This window comes from Pseudidiomarina halophila (assembly GCF_003987215.1).
Taxonomy (GTDB): domain Bacteria; phylum Pseudomonadota; class Gammaproteobacteria; order Enterobacterales; family Alteromonadaceae; genus Pseudidiomarina; species Pseudidiomarina halophila.
On record NZ_PIPW01000001.1, the window covers coordinates 138,905 to 163,661 of the forward strand.

Annotated in this window: 25 protein-coding genes and 1 pseudogene; 22 read left to right on the forward strand and 4 right to left on the reverse strand. The window is 50.9% G+C overall.

What is annotated here, in order from left to right:
• Window position 1 precedes the first annotated feature (1 nt).
• The 4 genes from ileS (at window position 2) to ispH (ending at window position 4,840) form a co-directional block, all read left to right on the forward strand.
• Window positions 2-2,854, forward strand: a complete 2,853-nt coding sequence (gene ileS / locus CWI69_RS00550) for an isoleucine--tRNA ligase (RefSeq protein WP_126760948.1) — start codon at window positions 2-4, stop codon at window positions 2,852-2,854.
• Window positions 2,847-3,359: a signal peptidase II gene (lspA, locus tag CWI69_RS00555; RefSeq protein WP_241971005.1), complete on the forward strand. Its 513-nt coding sequence runs from the start codon at window positions 2,847-2,849 to the stop codon at window positions 3,357-3,359. The genes ileS and lspA overlap by 8 nt, the downstream gene beginning before the upstream one ends.
• Window positions 3,359-3,793 carry an FKBP-type peptidyl-prolyl cis-trans isomerase gene (gene fkpB / locus CWI69_RS00560; protein WP_126762760.1) on the forward strand — a complete coding sequence of 145 codons (435 nt, stop codon included), beginning with the start codon at window positions 3,359-3,361 and terminating at the stop codon, window positions 3,791-3,793. The genes lspA and fkpB overlap by 1 nt, the downstream gene beginning before the upstream one ends.
• A 105-nt stretch (window positions 3,794-3,898) precedes the next feature.
• Entirely contained in the window at window positions 3,899-4,840 is a 942-nt protein-coding gene (gene ispH, locus CWI69_RS00565; protein WP_126760950.1) for a 4-hydroxy-3-methylbut-2-enyl diphosphate reductase, read from the forward strand.
• Window positions 4,841-4,879: 39 nt separating this feature from the next.
• Here the strand turns inward: ispH and CWI69_RS00570 are convergent, their stop codons facing one another.
• Window positions 4,880-5,266 (reverse strand): type IV pilin protein, encoded by a 387-nt coding sequence (locus CWI69_RS00570; protein WP_126760951.1) that lies wholly within the window; start codon window positions 5,264-5,266, stop codon window positions 4,880-4,882.
• Window positions 5,267-5,357: 91 nt separating this feature from the next.
• Between CWI69_RS00570 and CWI69_RS12375 the strand changes: the two are divergent.
• The 17 genes and pseudogenes from CWI69_RS12375 to CWI69_RS00650 all read left to right on the forward strand — a co-directional run.
• Window positions 5,358-5,453, forward strand: a pseudogene (locus tag CWI69_RS12375) (prepilin-type N-terminal cleavage/methylation domain-containing protein); the annotation flags it as partial.
• Between the two features lie 12 nt (window positions 5,454-5,465).
• A complete protein-coding gene (locus CWI69_RS00575; RefSeq protein ID WP_241971006.1) occupies window positions 5,466-5,909 on the forward strand; it encodes a GspH/FimT family protein in 444 nt (147 codons plus the stop codon).
• Window positions 5,909-6,523 (forward strand): PilW family protein, encoded by a 615-nt coding sequence (locus CWI69_RS00580; protein WP_126760952.1) that lies wholly within the window; start codon window positions 5,909-5,911, stop codon window positions 6,521-6,523. The genes CWI69_RS00575 and CWI69_RS00580 overlap by 1 nt, the downstream gene beginning before the upstream one ends.
• On the forward strand, window positions 6,513-7,649 hold the full coding sequence (locus CWI69_RS00585) for a hypothetical protein (protein WP_126760953.1): 1,137 nt from the start codon (window positions 6,513-6,515) through the stop codon (window positions 7,647-7,649). The genes CWI69_RS00580 and CWI69_RS00585 overlap by 11 nt, the downstream gene beginning before the upstream one ends.
• On the forward strand, window positions 7,636-9,579 hold the full coding sequence (locus CWI69_RS00590; RefSeq protein ID WP_126760955.1) for a prepilin-type N-terminal cleavage/methylation domain-containing protein: 1,944 nt from the start codon (window positions 7,636-7,638) through the stop codon (window positions 9,577-9,579). The genes CWI69_RS00585 and CWI69_RS00590 overlap by 14 nt, the downstream gene beginning before the upstream one ends.
• 80 nt (window positions 9,580-9,659) lie before the next feature.
• On the forward strand, window positions 9,660-10,268 hold the full coding sequence (gene ccmA / locus CWI69_RS00595) for a cytochrome c biogenesis heme-transporting ATPase CcmA (protein WP_126760957.1): 609 nt from the start codon (window positions 9,660-9,662) through the stop codon (window positions 10,266-10,268).
• Window positions 10,265-10,948 carry a heme exporter protein CcmB gene (gene ccmB, locus CWI69_RS00600; RefSeq protein WP_126760959.1) on the forward strand — a complete coding sequence of 228 codons (684 nt, stop codon included), beginning with the start codon at window positions 10,265-10,267 and terminating at the stop codon, window positions 10,946-10,948. The genes ccmA and ccmB overlap by 4 nt, the downstream gene beginning before the upstream one ends.
• Window position 10,949: 1 nt before the next feature.
• On the forward strand, window positions 10,950-11,708 hold the full coding sequence (locus tag CWI69_RS00605; RefSeq protein ID WP_126760960.1) for a heme ABC transporter permease: 759 nt from the start codon (window positions 10,950-10,952) through the stop codon (window positions 11,706-11,708).
• Window positions 11,708-11,908, forward strand: coding sequence for a heme exporter protein CcmD (gene ccmD, locus CWI69_RS00610; RefSeq protein WP_126760962.1), 201 nt, complete (start codon window positions 11,708-11,710; stop codon window positions 11,906-11,908). The genes CWI69_RS00605 and ccmD overlap by 1 nt, the downstream gene beginning before the upstream one ends.
• A gap of 5 nt (window positions 11,909-11,913) precedes the next feature.
• Window positions 11,914-12,399, forward strand: a complete 486-nt coding sequence (ccmE, locus tag CWI69_RS00615) for a cytochrome c maturation protein CcmE (protein WP_126760964.1) — start codon at window positions 11,914-11,916, stop codon at window positions 12,397-12,399.
• Entirely contained in the window at window positions 12,399-14,354 is a 1,956-nt protein-coding gene (locus CWI69_RS00620) for a heme lyase CcmF/NrfE family subunit (RefSeq protein WP_126762764.1), read from the forward strand. Before ccmE ends, CWI69_RS00620 begins: the two co-directional genes overlap by 1 nt.
• Complete coding sequence (locus CWI69_RS00625) at window positions 14,351-14,905, forward strand: DsbE family thiol:disulfide interchange protein (RefSeq protein WP_126760966.1); 555 nt, start codon at window positions 14,351-14,353, stop codon at window positions 14,903-14,905. The genes CWI69_RS00620 and CWI69_RS00625 overlap by 4 nt, the downstream gene beginning before the upstream one ends.
• Window positions 14,905-15,399 (forward strand): cytochrome c-type biogenesis protein, encoded by a 495-nt coding sequence (locus tag CWI69_RS00630; RefSeq protein WP_126760968.1) that lies wholly within the window; start codon window positions 14,905-14,907, stop codon window positions 15,397-15,399. Before CWI69_RS00625 ends, CWI69_RS00630 begins: the two co-directional genes overlap by 1 nt.
• On the forward strand, window positions 15,396-16,631 hold the full coding sequence (ccmI, locus tag CWI69_RS00635) for a c-type cytochrome biogenesis protein CcmI (RefSeq protein ID WP_126760970.1): 1,236 nt from the start codon (window positions 15,396-15,398) through the stop codon (window positions 16,629-16,631). Before CWI69_RS00630 ends, ccmI begins: the two co-directional genes overlap by 4 nt.
• A gap of 12 nt (window positions 16,632-16,643) precedes the next feature.
• Window positions 16,644-17,393 carry an MlaA family lipoprotein gene (locus tag CWI69_RS00640; RefSeq protein WP_126760972.1) on the forward strand — a complete coding sequence of 250 codons (750 nt, stop codon included), beginning with the start codon at window positions 16,644-16,646 and terminating at the stop codon, window positions 17,391-17,393.
• A 49-nt stretch (window positions 17,394-17,442) separates the two neighbouring features.
• Window positions 17,443-18,327 carry a UTP--glucose-1-phosphate uridylyltransferase GalU gene (gene galU / locus CWI69_RS00645; protein ID WP_126760973.1) on the forward strand — a complete coding sequence of 295 codons (885 nt, stop codon included), beginning with the start codon at window positions 17,443-17,445 and terminating at the stop codon, window positions 18,325-18,327.
• 187 nt (window positions 18,328-18,514) lie between these two features.
• Window positions 18,515-20,065: a peptide MFS transporter gene (locus tag CWI69_RS00650; protein ID WP_126760975.1), complete on the forward strand. Its 1,551-nt coding sequence runs from the start codon at window positions 18,515-18,517 to the stop codon at window positions 20,063-20,065.
• Here the strand turns inward: CWI69_RS00650 and CWI69_RS00655 are convergent.
• The 3 genes from CWI69_RS00655 to cmoA form a co-directional block, all read right to left on the reverse strand.
• Entirely contained in the window at window positions 20,055-20,969 is a 915-nt protein-coding gene (locus CWI69_RS00655) for a LysR family transcriptional regulator (RefSeq protein ID WP_126760977.1), read from the reverse strand. The genes CWI69_RS00650 and CWI69_RS00655 overlap by 11 nt on opposite strands.
• A gap of 11 nt (window positions 20,970-20,980) precedes the next feature.
• Window positions 20,981-21,952 (reverse strand): tRNA 5-methoxyuridine(34)/uridine 5-oxyacetic acid(34) synthase CmoB, encoded by a 972-nt coding sequence (cmoB, locus tag CWI69_RS00660; RefSeq protein ID WP_126760979.1) that lies wholly within the window; start codon window positions 21,950-21,952, stop codon window positions 20,981-20,983.
• A 112-nt stretch (window positions 21,953-22,064) separates the two neighbouring features.
• Window positions 22,065-22,802, reverse strand: a complete 738-nt coding sequence (gene cmoA, locus CWI69_RS00665; protein ID WP_126760981.1) for a carboxy-S-adenosyl-L-methionine synthase CmoA — start codon at window positions 22,800-22,802, stop codon at window positions 22,065-22,067.
• Between the two features lie 171 nt (window positions 22,803-22,973).
• Between cmoA and aspS the strand changes: the two genes are divergently transcribed.
• Window positions 22,974-24,746: an aspartate--tRNA ligase gene (gene aspS, locus CWI69_RS00670; protein WP_126760982.1), complete on the forward strand. Its 1,773-nt coding sequence runs from the start codon at window positions 22,974-22,976 to the stop codon at window positions 24,744-24,746.
• Window positions 24,747-24,757: the final 11 nt, after the last annotated feature.

Below are 24,757 nucleotides of genomic sequence, written 5' to 3' on the forward strand. Positions count from 1 at the left end.
AATGACCGACTACAAACACACGCTGAATTTACCGGAAACCGAGTTTCCGATGCGTGGTAATCTCGCGCAACGCGAGCCGCAAATGTTGCAACAGTGGTATGCCGACGATCTGTACGGCAAAATTCGAATTGCTAAAGCGGGTCAGCCGGTCTTTATTTTGCATGACGGCCCTCCGTATGCGAACGGTCAGATTCACATTGGCCACGCGGTCAATAAAATCCTTAAAGACGTTATCGTTAAAGCCAAAACCCTAAGTGGTTTTGATGCTCCCTATGTGCCTGGTTGGGACTGTCATGGTCTGCCAATTGAGCTGCAGGTTGAGAAAAAACACGGTAAACCCGGTAAGAAGTTGTCGATTGCCGAATTCCGTGAAAAGTGCCGCAGCTATGCGATGGGACAGGTTGAACAACAACGCGAAGATTTCAAACGTCTGGGTGTGTTTGGTGACTGGGATAACCCCTATTTAACCATGAATCCTAAGCAGGAAGCCGACAGCATTCGTGCGTTAGGTAAGATCATCGCTAATGGTCACATGCAGCAAGGCTTCAAGCCGGTGCACTGGTGTACCGATTGTGGTTCTGCTTTGGCCGAAGCTGAAGTTGAATATCAGGACAAGCACTCGCCGGCGATCGATGTGAGTTTTGCTGCGGTGGATCAGGCACAACTGGTTGAGGCATTTAATCATCCGCCGGAGCACGCCGGGGAAGGTGAAGTGAGTGTAGTGATCTGGACTACCACGCCCTGGACCATTCCGGCGAACCGCGCGATTTCACTGCATCCGTCGCTGAATTATGCGTTGGTGCAGGTCGAAGCATCTGACGAGCGACCGGCGCAACGTTTTGTGTTAGCCGACGATCTGGTTACTTCTGCGATGGAACGCTGGGGCATTGATGACTACCATAAACTGGGTTTTGCCAAAGGTGAAACTCTGGAAAATATGAAGGTGAAGCACCCGCTCTATAGTGACATTGAGGTGCCGCTGATCCTGGGTGAACACGTGACCACAGAGTCGGGCACCGGCTGTGTGCATACCGCGCCTGGCCATGGTGTGGACGACTTTCTGGTCGGTCAGCGTTACGGCATCGAAGTGTATAACCCGGTAGCGGATAACGGTGTCTATAAAGACGATACTCCGTTGTTTGCCGGACAGCACGTGATGAAAGCTAATCCCAATATTGTTGATGCGTTGCAGGACGCTGGTCGTTTAGTACACCATGAAGCGTACAACCACTCGTATCCGCATTGCTGGCGCCATAAAACGCCGATCATCTTCCGTGCCACGCCACAATGGTTTATCAGCATGGATAAGCAAGGTTTGCGCGCCAAGGCGCTGGAGCAGATAAAACTGGTGCGTTGGGTGCCTGAATGGGGTCAGAGCCGTATCGAAAGTATGGTTAATGGCCGTCCTGACTGGTGTATTTCGCGGCAGCGCACCTGGGGTAACCCAATTGCCGTATTTGTCCGTCGTGACAACGATGAATTGCATCCACGCACATTAGAATTATTGGAAGAAGTCGCCAAACGTGTCGAAAAAGACGGTGTCCAGGCGTGGTTTGATTTAGAACCGGAAGAATTGCTCGGTGATGAAGCTAAAGATTATCGCAAAGTTACCGATACCCTTGACGTTTGGTTTGATTCAGGTGTCACGCACGAAGCGGTGTTAAACAAAACCCAGGGGTTGCAGTGGCCGGCGGATTTGTATCTGGAAGGCTCGGATCAACACCGGGGCTGGTTCCAGTCTTCGCTGTTGACTGGCGTGGCGATGTACAAAGAAGCTCCGTATAAGCAAGTACTTACCCACGGTTTTACCGTGGATGGGCAGGGTCGAAAAATGTCGAAATCAATCGGCAACGTAGTGGCACCGCAAGAAGTCATGAATAAGCTCGGTGGCGATATTTTACGTCTGTGGGTCGCAGCAACGGATTATTCCGGTGAGATGACCGTGTCCGATGAGATCCTTAAGCGCTCAGCGGACAGCTACCGGCGTATCCGTAACACCGCACGCTTTTTGTTGTCGAATATTAATGCGTTTGACCCAACCCAACATGCGGTTCCGGTGGACCAGATGGTCGAAATGGACCGTTGGATTGTAGCCCGTGCGGTCGCCTTACAAGAGGAGCTGTTGCAGTCTTATGACGATTACCAGTTCCATGTGGTGGTGCAAAAGTTAATGCACTTCTGCTCAATTGAGCTGGGTAGCTTCTATTTAGATGTGATTAAAGACCGTCAATATACAGCTAAACGGGATAGCGTTGCACAACGTTCATGCCAGACTGCGCTGTATCATATTTCGGAGTTACTGGTTCGTTGGTTAGCACCGATTTGTAGCTTTACTGCGCAGGAAATCTGGACTGCACTACCAGCGCACAACAGCGCAGGTGAGCAACGTAGCGACTATGTATTTACCGAGGCGTGGTACCGTGATGCAGCAGAGATTACCGTAAGTGAAGCGGATAACGCCTTCTGGCAACAGCTGCTGGAAGTTCGTGATGCAGTAAACCGGGCACTGGAACAGGCCCGTCGTGACGATGTTATTGGTGGTTCATTGCAGGCTGAAGTCACGTTATACGCAAAACCTGATTTAGTAGCGCAGTTAAACCGTTTGGGTGAAGAGCTGCGATTTGTACTGCTGACTTCCGCGGTGTCAGTGGCGAACGCTGACTCGGCGCCAGATGAAGCAACTAAAACTGATGTTGCCGGGCTCTTGGTAAAAGTAGCGAAAACCAGCTATGAAAAGTGTGAGCGTTGCTGGCATCATCGCCCGGAAGTAGGCACCATTGCTGAGCATCCGGGGCTGTGTCAGCGCTGTGTAACCAATGTTGACGGAGCTGGTGAGGAGCGTCATTTTGCCTAAGCAAAAATCCGATATAAAGAAACGCTTTAGCGGGCTGCAGTTTCTGTGGCTCTCGCTGGCGCTGATTATTATTGATCAGGTGACCAAGCAGTGGGTGATCCGCGTGTTTGATTTGTACGAAAGTATCGAAATCATGCCGTACCTGAACTTCACTTACGTACAAAATTTTGGCGCAGCCTTTAGTTTCCTGAGTGATCAGGGGGGCTGGCAACGTTGGCTATTTACCTTACTGGCCATCGCAGTCAGTGCCATCTTACTGATTTGGTTACGCCGTAACCCGGTTAACATGTGGCGCCAGAACTTAGCCTTTGCACTGATACTGGCGGGAGCTGTGGGTAACGTTATTGACCGTTTGGTTTACGGCTATGTGATCGATTTCATTGATGTCTACATTGATAACTGGCATTGGCCGGCGTTCAATGTCGCCGACATGGCGATTACCATCGGCGCGGTGTTAATGCTATTGGAAGCCTTTTTTGAACAACGCCAGGAGCAGCAAGCATGATCAGTCGTCTCCCTATTGAACATGGCAGGGAAGTGGTTTTGCATTTTACTATCAAGCTTACCGACGACTCGGTTGCTGATAGCACCAAAATGTCGGGTAAGCCTGCAAAATTTCGCGTTGGTGATGGCTCGCTAACGGAAAACTTTGAAGCCTGCCTGGTGGGTTTGAAAGCGGGTGACGATCGTGAGTTCGAACTGGCGCCGGAAGATGCTTTTGGCATGCCGAACAAAGACAACTATTATCAGGTAGAGACGCAAAAGTTTGCCGAGCGTCCTGAGGAAGGTCAGATTTTCACCTTTCCCCAGCCGGGCGGGACCGAGTTACCGGGCATCGTACGTGCCATTAATGAGCAGTTTGTGACGATAGATTTTAATCATCCACTGGCTGGTCAGCGGGTACGTTTCGCAGTAGAGATTATTGAGGTAAACCCTTAAAAAACAAAAGCGTTAAGGGATATCAGCTATTGGTTATTGGCTACTGAATTAGCACTCAACTAATAACTGATATCTAATATCGAGTAGCGCTTTCGAGGTTGTTATATGCAGATTTTGCTAGCTAATCCGCGTGGTTTTTGTGCTGGAGTAGACCGTGCTATCACTATTGTTGAGCGCGCGCTGGAAATTTTTGAGCCACCGATTTACGTGCGCCATGAAGTGGTCCACAACAAATATGTGGTCGATTCACTGCGTGATGCCGGCGCCGTATTTGTCGACGAACTGGAAGAAGTTCCGGACGACAGTATCGTAATTTTCTCTGCTCACGGAGTATCTCAAGCGGTACGCCTGGAAGCGAAGAACCGTGGTTTGCGGGTGTTTGATGCTACTTGTCCGCTGGTGACGAAAGTTCATATGGAAGTGACCCGCGCAAGTCGCAAGGGCCATGAGTGTGTATTAATTGGCCATGCGGGACATCCCGAGGTTGAAGGCACTATGGGCCAGTACTCAAACACTGAGGGTGGAATTTATCTGGTTGAGTCCGTGGCTGATGTCGCTAAGCTCGAAGTAAAGAATCCGGCGCAACTGCACTATATGAGCCAAACGACTTTGTCGGTTGATGATACTGCTGATGTGATTGATGCCCTGCGTGAGAAATTTCCCGAGGTTCAGGGGCCACGTAAGGATGATATTTGCTACGCAACGCAAAATCGTCAGGACGCGGTGCGGGAATTAGCTGCTGAAGTTGATTTACTGCTGGTAGTGGGCGCTCGTAACAGCTCGAATTCGAATCGTTTACGTGAGTTATCAGAGAAAATGGGTACCCGCGCATTTCTTATTGATGATGCCAGTTGCATTGATCAGGAATGGTTAGCTGGTGTTGAGCGAGTCGGTGTAACTGCAGGTGCCTCAGCTCCAGAGGTATTGGTACAGAATGTCATTAAGCGCTTGCAGGAGTGGGGCGGTAAAACTGTAAACGAGCGTAGTGGTCGCGAAGAGAATATTACCTTTTCTATTCCCCCCGAACTAAGAGTTGTAGAACTTTAACCTGTTTGCCTGCCCATTTTCGTGGTTAGGGAGCGCTACTTAGCGCTCCCAGCATTCCGCCGGTGTTTTCTGGTCGTTTTGATTAATGGAAATCGTTGTGCAACCAGCGTCATTCTCTTGACTACCTTTGGCCGTCGCTGTCAGTGTATAAGTTTCAGCAGTCGGATTAGTGACTGAGAAATTATAGTAATCGCTGGTTAAGGTAATACCCAATGTGGCGATATCTGCATAGGCCGGATTCTTCAATCGATGTTCTTCTTGCGCCATTTGCAGTGTCAGTAACTGACCCATAGCATCAGCACGACGTGCTTCCCGCACATAGTCAACAAAGTTCGGGTAGGAGACAGCAGCGATGATGCCAATGATCGCGACAACCACCATCAGCTCTATCAGAGTTACACCGGACTGTTTTAATTTCGCTTGCATTTATTGCCCTTGTCGTCAATGATGAATTTTTACACTACACTGTAATAATTACTCTAACACTATTAAATACGCTAATCTTGGCGATAACGCAATGCGCTCATCAATTATACGACATGTGAAAAATTTCGCGGGTTTTACTCTTCTGGAACTCTTAATCACTTTGGTGATTCTGTCTATAGTGCTGGGAGGGGGAGTTCCTATGCTTATCGACCTGGTTAAATCGTCCCGTTTGAAAGGTTCGGTTAATGATACCTATGCGCTTCTGCAATATGCCCGCTCAGATGCATTACGCAAAGGCGAAGATCGTTACGTGGTGTGGGATCAAAATGGTGATAAGTGGTGTGCTGCAGTAGCAATAAATGCAGATTGCAATTGTCTGTCGGAAGACTGCAGCATTGATGGCGTATTACGGCAAATAAATAGCGACGATTATTCCGGTGTCACTCTCGTGGCTTCGGGTATGGGATCGACCCGATTTGACGGATTACGAGGACTGGCTGGAGGCGGTAACGGTACGGTGCGTTACCAGCTTCTCGATGGCGGTACAACCGAAGCTGAAGTGCGCGTTGTTGTAAGTGTGTTAGGACGCGTACATTATTGTAAAGAAACAGGCAGTGTTGGTGATTATCCGGAGTGTGAATAATGAATAAACAATATGGGCTATCGCTCGTTGAGTTGATGATCACTATCACGTTGGGTCTTTTGCTGATGGCGGCTTTAACAGCGGTATTTTCGAATACGCTAGGGGTAAATTCGCGCAGCCTGAAGTTAAGTCAACTAAATGAAGAAGCGACAGTCGTGATGGATCTTATGGTCGGTGATCTTCGTCGCGCAGGATACCGCGCTGATGCTGCTGAGCTTATCTATGATCCGGCAAATGCCAGCACAGCATTTAATGATACTGTGAAGGTTTTTAGCAATCCAGATGGGCTAGCAAATAGTTGTATCGTCTTTAGCTATGATGAAAACAGTGATGGGGAGTACCAGTCTGCGAACGAAGATTTTGGCTATAGATTATTCGGGGGGGGGGTCTTGCAACGGCGCAGGGCTAGTAATTCCTGCGATGCAGGTGGTTGGGAGGGGTTAACTAAACTTGATTTATTACAAGTCACTGAACTGGAATTTATTTTAACTGAACAAATGATTAACTTGGTGAATGAACAACGTGTCACTATCACCATGACTGTTGCCCTTCCGAGTGATCCTGAGATTACACGAACTATGGTGTCTGAGGTGGTAATTCGAAATGCGTTCTAACCTGACGAATTTGCGTAATATGCGTAATAAAGGCTTTGTAACAGTAACACTAACAGTGTTGCTGCTGGCAATTATTATCTTAGTGACGCTTTACACAGCAAAATTCAAAGCGCAAGAGCAACGCATTATGCGCAATCACATGGCGCTGATGGAAGCTCGTATGGTTGGCGATGCCGCCTTGGAGCAGGTAATCCAGGAAATTGATAAAGATCGCACGAACCTTGACCGCACCTTTTCCGGCGAAATCGGTGGCGCTCCCTATCAGGCGACAATTGCCAGTGTAAATTACCCGACGACGTCGCGAGGTAAGGTGAATGTTGTCGAAGTTGAGATCGTTGCAAACTCCGCAGACGGAAGCGCCACTAAGCGAGTATTTCAGGACCTTGTGGTCATGTCATTGGTACGAAGTGAGCCTACGGTGCCTCTTGCCATTCGTGGAGCGAGCACGGCGTCGGGCAGTTTCGAGGTGGTTGCAAATCCTAATGGCGGCGGTGACGGTGTGCCCTTATCAATCTGGTCAGGTGAAGATATAGATGGCAGCGGTTCATTCAGTACGTGTAATCAGCAGGAATACGAGTTCGGGGTTTGTGGAACTGATACCTTGAGTGAAAATGGTGATTTTGACATTGATATTTTTGATGAGGATCCTAACTTCCCGGATGACTTGCTCGATTTCTTATTTGGCATCCCGGAAAGCCAGTGGGAAACACTTCGTAATAGTGCCGAACAACAACTTACCAGTTGCGCCGGGCTCGACCAAAATACGACAGGTTTTATCTGGGTTACCGGAGCCTGCTCTATTGGTGCCAATACAACTATCGGTTCTCCGGATGCTCCTGTGATTCTGATTGTTCACAACGGCGACCTCACCATGGGTGGTGGTGCTGAGGTGAATGGAATGGTTTTTCAGTTTTCACCAACTGATGATCCAACGCACGGCACCTATGACATCAAACTTAACGGTACCGTAGTAGTGCATGGCGCTTTGGTTATGAATCAAGCGGTAGAGTTGTCAAACGGTAATTTTACCATTCATTATGACGGTAACCTTTTATCGCAAATGACAACAGAAAGTGAATTCCTTAGGGTTTACCGAGTAGGAGGTAGTTGGCATGACTTCATGTAAACGGCTACACAGAGGCTTTACCTTTATTGAGGTATTGGTTGCGTTGGTAATTATAGCGATTGGTGTCGCGGGGCTGGTTAGTCTTCAGCGGATGTTTATCCAGTCGTCGGAGCGGGCATCATCACGAACAGCTGCAATGGAAGTTGCGCAAAGGAAAATCGCGCAATTAAGATTCCAGGAGTTCGCCGATTTAGCGGCGGGATCAGAAACCGTAAGTCTAAGTGGAGAACAGTTTAGTTCAAGCTGGTCGGTAACCAGCCAATACTTCGTTGCCGGAACCTGGGTGACGGCAAGCAGCCCAAGTGCACCAACGCCGCTTCCGGCTGAACCAGATGCAAAAGCGGTTCTGGTATCAGTAGGTTGGACTGAGCGTGGCGGCGCGAGTGAGAATCTGGAAGTTGAGAGCTGGTTTACTTCTGTTCAGGCGCGTGATGGCGGGCTCGCTGTCACTCAGCCGGGAGCCAGAGAGCAGCCACAAGTCACCTATAATCCTGGTGCGGCGCCTGAGGTTATCGCCGTGCGTCTCACCGATGACGGTACCGCTGATACCTATCAGGTGAAAGAGACCACAAAACCAACCCCTCAAGTACAAAGACAAGGTGATCGACTACAGGTATCCTTCAACACGGTCACATACAATCAGGCAACCCAAACGCAACGAATTGAAGACTTTGCGACAGTAAATTGTGCCTGCCAATTTGATGGACAAGTCGACGGTATTGGTAAAGCTCCGGCTCGATTGACATTAATCGATGGTGTTTTGATGCTCGATCCTGAAGGTGGTCGCGTGGTGAATAACAAAGTGACTGGGATACCTGAGCCCAAAGTATCCCAGTCACCTTTATGTTCTATTTGTTGTCGTGATCATCATGACAATACAGAGCTTGTTAACGAGGGCGTGGTTTATCGAAATGATTCATTGAGGACTCAGAGCGGTAATCACCGGCACTTTAAGAATGTTGGCGGGTTAGCAGTTGCAGGACAAGGTGAAACCTATGAGGAATCATGCCGTTTACGCCGGGTAAACGGGTTATTTGAAGTTTACCCGGACTGGCAACTGGAAGCAGTTTCCGTGATGAGTTCAGAGTTTCTGGTCTCTTCGGCATCGAATTTAAATTACTCTGATTATGTACGCAGCGTTGTTAAAGCATTGGTTCTGGGTCAACAACTTCCAGCTGAACCAAGCGGACGAGGTTTAAATGTAGTTCCCGGGAGATATCAATTGATTGGCCGAGCGATTTACTTGGATGACATGAGTAATTCACATTTGACTGCGGTGCGAGCTGCAATCGCGGCGAACGAATCTGACTGGATAGAAAAAGTTCCATTTTATGAAGTAAACCTAACACTTCTGGGTGAATGGGCATCTACTAACTCTGCGGTTGCAGAGGTTTCAAACGAAGCGATCCAGACAATTGTCAATCCTGATCAGGATTATTATGGCACCTATAGTCGTGGACGAGTACAAGCATTGGATGATGGCACCGCAACAATTCGTATGCAGTCTCAATCGGGGAATGCGAGTATTTTGGCTAACCAAGCGATTCACCCGGACGACACTGGATCAAGTAAAACCAGTAGTTTAAATGTTTCGGTCACCTCACAAGTTGATGAAGAAACGGAGCTCTTCAGTGTAACCGGTGATTTGCGATGTATTACACGTGATAACAAAGGAAATGAGGTTGCCTGCAAATCGAGCGACCTTAATAATCTATCAATTTCTGTATCGAATTTGAATATTTCCTGTGAGCTTAAGAAAGGAACCGGTAACAGTACGTCCAGTTTTTCATGCGATGGTGTTCCAAGCGGTTCAACGTTTAGTATTAGCTTCAGTTTGTCAGGTGCAAGCGCATCTATAACACCAAGCACAGTGATAGTTGAGAACTTGTCGCACAACGAAGTCCACAACATTCTGATTGAAATTTTCTGATTATTGAGCCTATTTCAATTAAGGAATGTGCTACTATCGGGGCACTTAAAACGTTGCCCCGGTAGTCGTGCTTATTCATCATGTCGACCCTTTTAACAGTTAAACAGCTAGTCTCACAGCGTGCCGGACGCACACTGTTTGCTGACCTTTCGTTCACCTTGCAACATGGCGACGTATTGCATATTGAAGGTGTGAACGGTGCGGGGAAGTCGACGTTGCTGCGTGCGCTGGTAGGCCTGGTGCAGCTGCAAGGCGGTACCGTTGAGTATCACCACGATGACTGGCGGACGCAGCTGGTGTTCATGGGCCACAAGGCTGGCATTAAAGCCGAGCTTACCGCGCTTGAAAATGTAACCCTGCAAGCCCGGTTAGACGGGTACGCTGACGTTGACCCATGGCAGCTGCTTGCCACTGTCGGACTGTTAGGCCTTGAAGATTTGCCCGCGGGGCAGCTATCCGCCGGGCAACAGCGCCGTATAGCCTTGACCCGTTTGTGGTACAGCGCTGCACCGCTATGGGTGTTAGACGAACCTTTCACTGCGCTTGATAGCGATGGAATAGCACTGTTGCAGCAGCGTTTTGCCGAGCATACTGCAGCAGGCGGCGCGATCATCATGACCTCACACCAATCCCTCACCTGGCAACCTGACCAGCTGCAGCGACTCCGTATTAGCGGGGACGACGAATGACACAAGCCTCGAGTTGGACAGCTTTCAGCACAGTGATGCGGCGCGATCTGATGGTGGTCATGCGGCGGCGCAGTGACGTTCTGAACCCACTGTTGTTTATCCTGATGGTAGTGAGCTTATTTCCCTTAGCGGTTGGCCCGGGTCCGGATATTCTCGGGCGAATTGCCACTGGAGTGATTTGGGTGGCTGCGCTATTGTCAGCTTTGCTCGGCTCTGAGCGCTTATTCCGCGATGATTTTCTGGATGGCACCCTTGAGCAGTTAACCTTGTCACCGCACCCGTTGTCCTTACTTGCGGCAGCGAAAATTGTGGTGCACTGGCTCTTGAGTGGCTTGCCGTTAGTGATCCTCGCACCGATCTGTGCGTTATTACTTAAGCTACCCAGCGAGGCATGGCTAACACTGCTGGCGACGCTGGTAGCAGGTACTCCGATTTTAAGTGCGATAACAGCGATAGGCGCGGCATTAACTGTCAGCCTCGGTCGCGGTGGTGCGCTGTTAAGTTTGTTGCTATTGCCGCTATTTATCCCGCTGCTGATTTTTGCGAGTGGAGCCGTGGAAGCGGCGTTAGTGGGTACAGCTGCGTGGCCGCAAGTGTTACTATTAACGGGCCTAAGTCTATTAACCTTGCTGTTGGCACCTTTTGCGGTTGCGGCGGCGATACGAGTGAGTGTGAATTAGCATGTGGCGTTGGTTACATCCTTACGCAAAACCTGAAGTTGTTTACCGTCTGCTTGGTCGTTGGTTGCCGTGGGTCGCAGCTGCCGCCGCGCTAACGCTGGGCGCCGGCCTGGTTTGGGGACTGGTGTTCGCACCTGCGGATTATCAGCAAGGCGATAGCTACCGCATTATTTTTGTGCATGTACCCACAGCAATGTTGTCGATGAGTCTGTATGTCGCGCTGGCTATATCAGCCCTGGTGGGCCGTGTCTGGCAGTTGAAGATGGCCGATTGGGCACTCGCTGCGATTGCGCCTGTCGGGGCCACTCTTACCTTTATATCGCTGGCAACCGGCGCAATTTGGGGTAAACCGATGTGGGGCACCTGGTGGGAATGGGATGCGCGGCTGACGTCGCAGCTGATTTTACTGTTTCTCTACATTGGCGTGCTGGCGCTTTACCATGCCTTTAGTGACAACCGTAACGGTGCCAAAGCGGCGGGTATTCTCGCTATGGTCGGCGTCATTAACATCCCCATCATCCGCTATTCAGTGGAGTGGTGGAACACTTTGCACCAGGGCGCCACATTGACCGTATTTGAACGACCGCCAATGGCCAACAGTATGTTGTTTCCGTTGTTAATTTCGATTCTGGGATTTGGCCTGTTGGCCGCAGCGCTTATTTTTCATCGTATGCGTAATGAGATTTTACGTCAGGAATTGCGCCGGCCATGGGTAAAAAATGAATTTGGCAAGGAACTCAATGAGGCGGAGCGGACCTAATGGCATTCGATAGTTGGCAAGCATTTATTGAAATGGGCGGCTATGGCTTTTATGTCTGGTTGGCATTTGGTATTAGTTTTTTTGCTATCGCTGTACTTGTAATTAACGGGTTGCGGGCACGTACGAAGCTGCAGCGCGAGTTTGATAAAGAGCAACGGCGACAACAGCGCCTGGCACAACGGAAGAAAGAGGTATCCTAGTGGCTATGAATCCCCGAAGAAAAAGACGATTGCTGTGGGCACTTGGCTTAATTGCCGGGGTCGCGGTAGCCTTTAGTATTATTTTGTATGCGCTGTCACAAAATATTGATCTGTTCTACACCCCGACTGAAGTGGTTGAAGGTAAGGGCAAAGATGCAGTGAAGCCAGCCGTTGGGCAACGCTTGCGTATTGGTGGCATGGTTGTGGAAGATTCGGTGAAACGTAATCAGGAGACCCTCGAGGTTGAGTTCCTGGTCACTGATATTGGACCTGAAGTGAAGATTTTGTACACCGGCATACTGCCGGATTTATTCCGTGAAGGACAGGGTATCGTTGCGCAGGGAGTGATGATTGAACCTACCGTTATGAAAGCCACGGAAGTTTTGGCCAAACATGACGAAGAATACATGCCGCCCGAGCTTGCTGAGCAAATGAAGGGCATCAAACACGTCAACCCGAACCAACCTGATGCGTTCGAAGGAAATCAATGATGATTGCTGAAGTCGGACAGTTTGCGTTAGCACTGGCCCTGGCCTTTTCAATTGTTCTGGCGGTGTATCCGTTATGGGGAGCGTACAAAGGTCATAGTGGCGCTATGCTACTGGCCCGGCCGTTGGCTTACGGACAATTTCTATTTACCGCGATTGCCTATGCTGCGTTGACCTGGGCCTTTGTGGTCAATGACTTTAGTGTCGCGTATGTGGCTGCAAACTCGAATACCCAGTTGCCGCTCGCTTACCGTATTACTGCGGTCTGGGGCTCGCATGAAGGTTCTTTCCTGCTGTGGATGCTGATGCAAGCTGGCTGGATTGCGGCGGTAGCGATGTTCTCGCGGCGGATGCCGGTGACCATGATGGCGCGGGTACTGGCGATACTCGGACTGATCAGTGTCGGTTTCTACCTGTTTATGATGAGCGTGTCGAATCCGTTCGACCGCACCTTGCCGTGGATACCCGTTGACGGGCGTGACTTGAATCCGCTGTTGCAAGATCCCGGCATGATCATTCATCCACCGATGCTCTATATGGGTTATGTAGGTTTCTCGGTAACTTTTGCCTTTGCCATCGCAGCATTGTTGACCGGCAAACTCGACGCTGCCTGGGCTCGCTGGTCGCGCCCCTGGGCGACGGCCGCATGGGCGTTTCTGACGCTCGGCATTGCGTTAGGCAGCTGGTGGGCCTATTACGAACTTGGCTGGGGCGGCTGGTGGTTCTGGGATCCTGTTGAGAATGCCAGTTTCATGCCCTGGTTGGTGGGCACAGCATTAATTCATTCGTTAGCGGTAACGGAGAAGCGTGGTGCGTTCAAGTCATGGACGGTTCTGCTGGCGATTTCGACCTTTAGTTTAAGCCTGTTGGGCACCTTTCTGGTACGTTCCGGTGTCATTGTGTCGGTGCATGCCTTTGCCACAGATCCCGCGCGGGGACTCTTTATCCTCGGCCTGCTCGGTGTGGTGATCGGTGGCTCTTTGTTGTTATTTGCGCTCCGTGGCGGTGTGGTTAATAGCCATACCAAATACGAAGCTGTGTCGCGCGAAGTCATGCTGCTGGGCAATAACATTTTGTTGATGGCAGCGACTCTGGTGGTGCTGTTGGGGACCTTATTGCCGCTGGTGCATAAAGAACTGGGACTGGGCTCAATTTCGATTGGTGTGCCGTTCTTCAATCAAATGTTTACCTGGCTCATTGTGCCTTTCGTTGCGTTAATGGGCTTAGGACCGCTGTTTCGTTGGCGGCGACAAGAGTTAAAACCGCTGCGCAATAGCTTGGCGCTGGCGCTGGTACTTGCGATTGCACTGGGTTACTGGTTGCCGGCAATCATGGCCGAACAGATACATGCGATGGCGGTATTGGCTCTGGTTATGGCGCTGTGGATCACCTTAACCTTGGTTACCGAACTACGGTTGCGGGTGCAGCAGCGCAAACAAGGCTTAGCAGGGCTGGCAAAGCTTGGACGGAGTCACTGGGGGATGGTGCTAGGTCATCTTGGTTTTGCCATTACTCTGATTGGTATTGGCGCGGTTTCGCAATATGAAGTTGAGCGGGATATTCGCCTGGCACCGGGTGAAAGCGTAGAGGTTCAGGGCTATCGTTTCCAGTTTGATGAGCTTAGCCAACGCCGCGGCCCCAACTACATTACGGATCATGCTGAGTTTACAGTGTATTCAGGTGACACGAAGATTAGTGAATTGGTGTCCGAAAAACGCTTTTATACTGTGCAACGCATGAGTATGACAGAGGTCGGACTCGATGCCGGATTTACCCGTGACCTGTATGTTGCTCTGGGCGAGCCGCTCGATGATAGCGACGCCTGGGCGATTCGTATTTACATTAAACCTTTCATTCGTTGGATATGGCTGGGCGCGCTGCTGATGGCGCTTGGTGGTCTGCTGGCGATGACCGATAAGCGTTACCGTGCCTTTAGAAAGGCTGGAGGTGAGCGATGAGTAATCAGTGGCGTTGGGCGGTTTTGCTACTGCCATTACTGGCGTTTTTGCTGCTGGTCGTTTTTTTGCTGCGCGGACTATTTTCGGATCCGACAGAGTTAAGTTCAGCTTTAGTCGGCAAACCGGTTCCGCAATTTAGTGTACCTGATCTGTATGATCCGAGTCAGACCTACACCCAGGATGTACTGCGCGGTGAACCTCTGTTGCTGAACGTCTGGGCGACCTGGTGTCCGACCTGCCGGGCCGAACACGAATATTTAAATCAGTTGGCCGCACAGGGCGTACCTATTGTCGGTTTAAATTATAAGGATGACTCGCGCGACAAAGCCGTGAGCTGGTTGAATACGTTGGGTGACCCTTATCGCCTGAACTTGTTTGATGCCGATGGTGCAGTCGCGCTGGAGCTCGGCGTTTATGGTGCGCCAGAGACGTTTCTTATCGACGCCGACGGGCTTATCCGCTATCGCCATGTGGGCGATGTCAATGAACGCGTATGGCAGGGTGAATTAGGTCAACGCTACCGTGCCTTGCTGACTCCGGGAGAAGGCTGATGGGTGGATTTCGTACAACGTTGTTTGTTGCGCTAACCCTGGTTATGACTTTAACCCTGGCGGGGCAACCTGCTCATGCTCAGGATCTTGAGGTCTATACTTTCGATGAACCTGCAAAAGAAGCTGTTTTCCAGGAGCTCATCGATGAGTTGCGTTGCCCGAAGTGCCAAAATCAGAGCATTGCCGATTCTGACGCCGCGCTCGCCCGGGATTTACGTGATCGAACTTATCTGATGGTCAAAAGTGGCGCGTCGAAACAGGAAGTCATCGACTTCATGGTTGCCCGCTACGGCGATTTTGTTCACTACCAACCACCCATGACGGTGGCGACCAGTATCTTGTGGTGGGGACCGATTGCGGTGCTTGTGATTGGCGGGTTGGTCGTGTTAGTTCGCGTACGATCGCAACGTAGCTCTGAAGTTGAACTTAGTCCGGAAGATCGCCTGCGACTGGCAGAGTTGCGCGAAGCACAAAAAAAGGATGATGACTCATGAGCTGGATGATAGTGACCAGCATGGTAGTGCTGGCGTTGCTGGCACTGGTGTTGATCGTGGTATTTGGCGTACGCCAACAAGCACAACGGCATACACGGCTGGACGTCAATCGTGAGCTTTATGAGCAGCGTCGGCAAGAGCTTACCCAGGAACATGCTGACGGTTTATTAACAGACAAAGCATTAGCCGCTGCAGAACAAGAATTGGATAAGCGCTTCATCAGTGAAAACACCGAACTGGAGCAACTGCAGGAACGGGCCATTGGCCGCGGCATTTGGCTGCCAGCGATCATCATCGTGGTGCTGGCAATTATCGGTTACTTGCTGTTTGGTAGTTGGCAGCAGCAACAGTTTGCCGACCGGGCGCGCCAGGCGTTGCCTTCGCTGGCGGAGAAAGTGATTACTAACCAACAGGCGACGCCATCGGAAGAAGAGCTGCGGTTGTTTGCGCTTGGGTTGCGTCAGCGATTGCAGGAAGATGGTGGTGATGCTTTGGCCTGGATGCTCTATGCGCGCGCTGCGGCCGCGCTACAGCAGTATGAAGCTGCACTTGCCGCCTATGAGCGCGCCTACCAAATGGATAATAACCGCGAGGGGGTGTTGCTGGGCTATGCGCAGTTGCTGATTAACCTTGGTAGTGCCGAACAGCTGCAGCAGGCGGCAGAGTTATTAGTGGAACTGTTGCAGGTGCAACCGCAGAATCCTGATGCGCTGTCATTAACCGGCGCGGTAGCCTATCAGCTCGGCGACTGGGCGCAGGCGGTGCAGGCCTGGCGTTTACTATTGCGGGTGATGCCCAAGGATGATCCACGTTACGCGGCGGTCCAGAATGCTTTGGCTGATGCCGAACAACGTTTGGCCGGAACTCAGCGTGAACTGCGGGTGACCGTTGATCTGGACCCCAGGTTGCGTTCACAGCTACCCGCGCAAGCGACATTATTTGTATTTGTTAAAGCGCCGTCCGGAGCACCTATGCCTGCAGCTGTGGTGCGCCAACCGGTAACCGAGTTCCCGGTGCAGGTGACATTGTCAGACGCCGACGCGATGTTAACGGACTATAAACTGAGTCAGTTGAACCAATGGCAGGTTGAGGCGCGTATCTCCACTGATGACCGTATTGAAATTAGTCGCGGCGATTTGGGCGCAACTGCGAAAACAGTCGATGCAGATGCGCAAGTTGATGTGACGCTTACCATTGATGAAATTCTTGAGCCGGCGTCCAGCCAGAATTAGAAGGAGCGATTTTTGAAAGCCTATTTGCTACCAGCAGTTATACTTGTATTGGGTTTGGGGGGCTGCGCGACGGCGCCTGATGATTCTTACGCTGACCCGCGTGACCCCTTTGAAGAGGTCAACCGTGATGTCTGGGATTTTAATGAAAGCCTTGATGATTACGTGCTTTGGCCGGTTGCCCGTACTTACGGCAAAATTCCACAACCCATGCGTACCGGTTTACTAAATGCCGCAGAGAATCTGGGAGAACCGTCACACCTGGTCAACAACACCTTGCAAGGCAAGTTTAAAGATGCAGGCGTATCATTTTGGCGCTTCCTGATTAACAGTACGGTAGGTGTGTTGGGGGTGTTCGATGTGGCGACCCCTATGGGGCTCACCGCGCGTGAGGAAGGCTTTGGTGAAACCCTGGCGACCTGGGGTGTCGGTAACGGGCCCTATCTGATGCTGCCGGCTTTAGGGCCGACGGTTCCAGTGGACCGTGGCGGAGATGTGGTTGATGGTCTTTACTTTCCACTTGACGACCTGAATACACCACTAAGCATTGCTCGCGTCACGATCAAGGCGTTAGAGATGCGTTTGCGCCTGCAGGAGCAGGAAGCCTTGATGGAGAACTCACTTGATCCGTACAGCTTTGTGCGGGAAGCGTATTTCCAGAACTGGCGTGACAAGGTCTATGACGGCAATCCGCCGGATGATATTAATGAGAATGATGGTCTGGAAGATCTTGGTGAAGATTTTTATGACCAGTTTGATGACTAAATTCCTGTTTTGATGAGTAACTTTAAACGAACAACAAGGACCCGATGACATGGTAAAAAAAGTAGTCATCCCCGTTGCCGGATTAGGTACACGGATGTTACCCGCGACCAAGGCAATTCCAAAAGAGATGTTGCCTTTGGTCGACCGCCCGCTGATCCAGTTTATCGTGGAGGAGTGCGCTGCGGCTGGCCTGACCGATATTATTCTGGTCACCCATTCGAGTAAAAACTCGATCGAGAACCATTTTGATACCAGTTTTGAGCTGGAAACCACATTAGAAACGCGCGTGAAGCGCCAGTTACTTGCCGAAGTGCAGGCGATAACCCCACCTGGGGTGACGATTATGCATGTACGCCAGGGGGTGGCCAAAGGTCTTGGCCATGCAGTGTTGTGCGCCCGGCCGCTGATCGATGATCAGCCGTTTGCGGTGGTGTTACCGGATGTATTGGTGGATGCTTCGGCCTGTGATTTGAAAAAAGATAATTTGAGTGAAATGATTCGCAACTTTAACGCGAGCGGTGCAGCACAGGTGATGGTTGAGAAAGTGCCGCGCGATAAAGTAAACCAGTACGGTATTGCCGATATTTCCGGCGCCGAACTCGAACCGGGCGAGCAGGCACCCATTAAGCAACTGGTAGAAAAGCCTCCGGTTGACAAAGCTCCGTCGGATTTGGCGGTGGTTGGACGTTATGTCTTCCCATCAGCGTTGTGGGAGCTGCTCGAACGCACTCCGGTTGGCGCTGGTAACGAAGTTCAGCTAACTGACGCAATGGATATGTTGCTGTCACAGCAACCGGTAAACGCCTACTACATGAAAGGTCGAAGCAACGACTGTGGCAACAAGTTAGGCTACGCCCAGGCGTTCGTCGAACATGCACTACGCCACCCCGAACTCGGCGACGCCATGCGCAGCTGGCTCAAAACCCAACTCTAATTAAAAAAATCCCAGCAGGGGCAGCCCTTACATTGTAAAGAAATAGAAGGGGCAGCCCTTACAATGTAAGGGCTGCCCCTGCTGTTATTTCCACAATTGAGTGTTTTCTATTTCCTTTTGCGGGCGAAATCGGTAGGGTAATACGGTTTTGAAACGCTTATAACAACAACAGTGAAGGCAAATAGGTATGGAACCTAAGAATATACAACAACAAGACAACGGTTTTTTCGGTCAACCGGCCGGTCTGCAAACCTTGTTCTTTACCGAAATGTGGGAACGCATGAGCTATTACGGCATGCGCGCGCTATTGGTACTTTTCATGACCGCGGCAATTCAGGAAGGCGGTCTTGGTATGACGGTTGCCGTCGCCACCGCCATCTACGGCTTATATACTGGTGCGGTTTACTTTATGGGCCTGCCAGGCGGTTGGATTGCTGATCGGTTGATCGGTGGTCAACGTGCAACCTGGTACGGCGGTATTGTGATTATGTGTGGTCACATCGTCCTGGCCATTCCTTCTGACACTTCATTTTTTCTCGGTCTGATTTTAGTTGTTCTTGGTACTGGTATGTTGAAACCAAACATCAGTGCCTTGGTGGGGCAGCTATATGACGAAGGCGATGATCGCCGTGATGCCGGTTATACCTTGTACTACATGGGTATTAACATAGGTTCACTGATCGGTTATCTGGTGACTGGCTATCTGATGACCAATGTTGGCTGGCACTGGGCCTTTGGCGCAGCGGCAGTGGGTATGTTCTTCGGTCTGGTGCAATACCGCGCAACCTTACCTAAATTAGGTACCGTTGGTGTTGAGGCTCCTAAGCCTTTATCTCCACAAGGAAAGCGCATCAGCTGGTCGATTATCGTATTGTTCCTGCTAGGACTGGGCGCTGTATTTGTCGGTACCACGACGGGCGCTATGACAATTAATCCAGTTGCTATCGCACAGTACGTTGCGCTTGCGGCAACCATCGTCTTCTTTGTCTATTACCTGAGTATCTTTATCTTCGGTAAACTGACCAAAAATGAAGCCAAGCGATTGGGCGCACTGTTTCTGGTCTGTATTGCGTCCATCTGTTTCTGGGCGGGTTTTGAACAGGCCGGTTCATCGCTGAACCTGTTTGCCCGTGATCTCACTGACCGTATGATTGGCTCCTTTGAGATCCCGACGCCATGGTTCCAGATGTTGAACTCAGGCTTTCTGATTGTTCTATCGCCGTTCTTTGCCGCGTTATGGGTGAATTTAACCAAACGGATGATTAACCCTTCGTACGGTTTTAAAAGCGCACTTGGTCTGGTTATTATGGCCAGCGGCTTTATCCTGATGTTCTTTGCTTCACAAGCGGCCGCTTCGGGCATGAAAGTATCGCCGAACTGGTTGGTAGCGGTTTACTTCCTGCATACGGTTGGTGAGCTCTGCTTGAGCCCGGTAGCGCTGAGTGCGGTAAGTAAGCTGGCACCGCGCCGGATGGCTGGACAAATGATGGGTATTTTCGTATTGACCTATTCTATCGGCAGTCTGTTGGCAGGTCTGATTGCAGGTAACCTGGATCCGGAAAATACCTCAACCATGCCTGACATGTATATGCAGATCACACTGTTTGGTATTGGTGTTGGTGTCGTGGTGTTCCTGGTATCGCTGAAAACGCGTAAATGGGAAGAACTTGCGGGGCAACCTGATCCTGAGCACGTGGCGATCAATGCCAACGAGCCTATCAATAAACCTAAGTTCTAATTGATGAAGCTGACATGTTGGTGAGTTCGCTCACCAACATATCGTAAAGTAACCGGGCACAAGGCCCGGTTTTTTCGTCTTTAGGCAGCACCAGATACATTCCGCCTTCGCGTCTCGAACTGCCGGCGAGCGTTAACTCGACAAGCTCATCCGCAGTCGAGGTGACAAAGGGCGGTAACCAGCAAAAACCAATTCCTGCTTCAACCAGATGCAGCGCTTCGGTGAAGTTATTCACCGTCCAGCGTTGTTCTGCTTTCAACCAACCCTCGGCTTCTACCGGTTTGCGGGCGGTATCGCGAATTACGATCTGGAGGTACTGGCTGAGTTGGTCAGGGCTTACCGGTTGAGGCAGTTGTGCCAGCGGGTGACTTGCCGCGACCACCAAATGCATTTGGTAGTTGGATAAAGGTTCACCGACGATTCCCCGAGGCAATTGATGGGTAATAACGATGTCAGCTGTTTGTTCAACGATAGCTTCTACTGAACCTGTGAGCACTGTGTCTTCGATAATAAGCCGGCTACCCCGGCTGTGTAACTGGAACTCGCGCAAGACCGGCAGTAACTGTTTACGGTCAAACGCCATTTCCACTGCCAGCTTAATTTCCGGTTCCCAGCCTTGCTTAAGGTTTAGTGCCAATTGTTCGAGTTCGGTGACCAGCACCGTCAATTGCCGGGACCGCCGCAGCATCACTTCGCCGGTGGCGGTTAGTTCTGCCTTACGGCCGACCACCTTAAGCAACTTTACCCCCAGACTTTGTTGCAGCTTGGCCACTGCATGGTTCATTGAACTTTGACTTTTATTCAAAGCTTCTGCCGCACGTGCGTAGCCGCCGTAATCAACGACAGCTTGCAGAATGCGCCATTGTTCCAATGTGGTCTTGGGGCGAAAGTTTGGTGTTGCCATTGGGATTATCCTCAGGCTTCGGCAATGATGACCGCACGACGCGGCGCCGGGTAGCCTTCAATCGTTTTACTGGAATCATCAGGGTCGAGAAAATCCGCCAATGACTGTCCACTCATCCATTCCGTAGCGCGTTGTTCAGCGACGTCAGTGATCGATTCATCTACCACCCGGGCATTGCGAAAACCACAACGCTCCAGCCAATGCAGTAAGGCAAGAGAGCTGGGAATAAACCAGACATTACGCATCTTGGCGTAGGTTTGGCCGGGCACCAGGACGGTAGAGGCGTCGCCTTCAACCACCAGTGTTTCCAGTACCAACTGCCCCTTGCTGCGTAGTTGTGCTTTTAATTGGCCAAGAAAGTCGATTGGCGAGCGACGATGGTAGAGCACACCCATGCTAAACACCGTGTCAAAGGATCGCAGCTCAGGCAAGTCCTCTACGCCAAGGGGGAACCAATGCGCGCGGGCCTGCAGTTCGGCTGGCATAAAATGGCGTATCGCCAGAAACTGCGCGAGAAATAACTGGCCGGGGTCGACGCCCCAGACCTGCTCCGCGCCGCTTTCGAGCATGCGCCATAAGTGGTATCCGCTGCCGCAGCCAACGTCCAGCACTTGTTGTCCGCTAAGGTCACCAATATGGGGGGCCACGCGTTGCCATTTGTAATCTGAGCGCCATTCGGTATCGATGTGCACACCGTGCAAGTTGAACGGCCCTTTACGCCACGGTGTCAGTTGTTGCAACAAACCGCGGATGCGATTTTGTTCGCCCTCAGTAACGCCAGCGCTCTGCACCGTCACAGTGTCAGCAAGACTGACCTGTTCAGCAACAAGCTCTGGCAGTTGCTCAACAGCCTTCAGCCACTTGCGTAAGTCGCCGTGTTGTTGGGCTTGTTGCCAATGTTCAAGTTGCGCCGGCAAATGGGTCAGCCAGTGGCTTAGTGGCGATTGCGCCACTGCTATTAAGTCATCTTTGAATAAAATCATAAAATACCGTTGCTCGTTATTCGTGCGCTTCGCTGTTCGTTATTCGTTATTCGAGAAGAGAGCGCAGCGAACGTACGAACAGCGAAGCGTACGAAACACGAATAACGTTTTTTCATTTCACAGCGAGTATGGCGGCGAAGTTGTAACACTGAAACCATACCTGCACCGCCGCGAATCCGACATCATGCAACCGCTGCTGATGCGTTGCCAGTGAATCCACGCGCATCACATTTTCGATAGCAGCGCGCTTTTGGCTGATTTCCAGCTCACTGTAGCCGTTTGCGCGTTTAAATTCATGGTGTAAATCCACCAGCACCTGATTCATTTCAGTGCTTTCACTTTTAAATTTTTCCGAGAGTAGCAGTACACCACCAGGTTTTAATCCTGCATAGATACGTTGCAACAGATTCTGACGCTCGTCCTGCGGGATAAATTGCATGGTGAAGTTCATGGTCACCACTGAAGCATTAGCGATCGGCAACTCGCGGATGTCGACACAGATGACTTCGGCGGGGATGTCACTGCGATAACCTTCCAGATGCATACGGCAACGTTCTACCATCGCTGTGGAGTTATCGGCAGCGATGATCTGCACATCCGGCACCTGGGTAAGATTCTGGCGCATTGCTAGTGTTGCAGCGCCAAGCGAGCATCCAAGGTCGTACACCTTGCTATTGGGCTGCGCGAAACGCCGGGTGAGCTGGCCAATGCCATGCAAGATACTCTGGTAACCGGGCACCGAGCGATTGATCATGTCGGGGAAAACTTCGACCACCTTCTGGTCAAAAACAAAATCACTCACCTGGGTAAGTGGTTCGGCAAAAATTGCATCTTTTTTGCTGTCGTGCACGGCCAGTCCTTAGTTAAACCATAACTCAATCTCGTGTGCACAGTTTAGCGCAAGGTGCAGCAAAACTTCATTTTTTCTTTGCCCGATTTTCCCTCTGCGCTACTGACAATCGCTGCCAGTCCGTTATAATGTCACGCTTTGTAAATTTTAATTTGTGGTAGGGACAAACCCATGCGTAGCCATTATTGTGGACAGCTTGAAAAAAGTTTGGTCGATCAACAGGTAACTCTGTGTGGTTGGGTCAATAAACGTCGCGATCTCGGCGGTCTGATTTTTATCGATATGCGAGACCGCAGTGGTTTGGTGCAAGTGGTTTTCGATCCCGATCATGCTGCCTTGTTTGAAACTGCGAATAAGCTGCGGCAGGAATTCTGCATTCGGCTGACAGGTAAAGTCCGTGCACGGCCAGACAGCCAGGTGAATGCCACTATGGCGACCGGCGCGGTGGAAGTGATGGCCAGCGACCTGGAGATTCTAAGTCGGTCTGAGCCACTACCGATCGACTTCAATCAGCATGTGAGTGAAGAAGCGCGCCTGCGTTTTCGCTACCTCGACTTACGTCGTCCGAACATGAACCACAACCTGCAGTTTCGCGCCCGTGTGACCAGTGCCGTGCGCCGTTTTATGGACGCTGCCGGGTTCCTCGATATCGAAACCCCGATGCTGACCCGTGCCACCCCTGAAGGTGCGCGTGATTACCTGGTGCCAAGTCGCACCCACAAGGGCAAGTTTTTTGCCCTGCCACAGTCGCCGCAATTGTTTAAACAGTTGCTGATGATGTCGGGCTTTGATCGTTACTACCAAATTGTGAAGTGCTTCCGCGATGAAGACTTACGCGCCGATCGCCAGCCGGAATTTACCCAAATCGATATCGAAACCTCGTTCATGACTGCTGAGCAGGTGATGGACGTCACTGAGCAAATGGTGCGTAAGCTGTTTAGCGAACTACTTGAAATCGAGCTTGGGAAGTTCCCACAAATGAGTTGGCACGAGGCTATGCAACGCTTTGGCAGCGATAAACCGGACTTGCGTAACCCACTGGAGCTGGTGGATGTCGCCGACTTACTGAAAGACGTTGAGTTTAAAGTTTTCTCTGGTCCGGCAAATGATCCTAAGGGTCGTGTGGCTGCGCTAAAAGTTCCAGGCAAAGCGGCGGATATATCGCGTAAAAACATTGACGAATACACCAATTTCGTCGGCATTTATGGTGCTAAAGGCCTGGCCTGGATGAAGGTCAATGACCTTAGCGCCGGCCGTGATGGCGTACAGTCGCCGGTACTGAAGTTTATTCCTGATGATGCCCTGCAAGGTATTCTCGAGCGTACCGCTGCGGCTGATGGCGATATTATTTTCTTTGGTGCGGATAACGCGACTGTTGTCGCCGAAGCTATCGGCGCGCTGCGTTTGAAAGTGGGTGAAGACCACGGCTTTGTCAGCGATGAATGGTGCCCATTGTGGGTTGTCGATTTTCCTATGTTCGAAGAGCATAACGGCGAATTGCATGCCATTCATCACCCGTTTACTGCGCCGGTTGGCGTAACTCCTGAAGAGCTAAAAGCGAATCCTGCCACTACGTTGTCGAATGCGTACGATATGGTTCTCAATGGCGTCGAAGTTGGCGGTGGTTCGGTACGTATCCATGATAATGCGATGCAGCAAGCGGTATTCGAAATTCTGGGTATCGGGAAAGAAGAAGCGCAAGAGAAGTTCGGCTTCCTGCTCGAGGCATTGAAATACGGTACCCCGCCTCACGCAGGCCTGGCCTTTGGCCTGGATCGGCTGGTGATGTTGATGGTGGGCGCAAGTTCAATTCGTGAAGTCATTGCTTTCCCGAAAACCACGACTGCAGCTTGTGTACTTACTGACGCGCCAGGATTGGCCAACCCCGGCGCCTTGCAGGAGCTCGGTGTAGCCGTTAGGGTAACAGAGGAAACCAACGACTAGAGGGATGCACG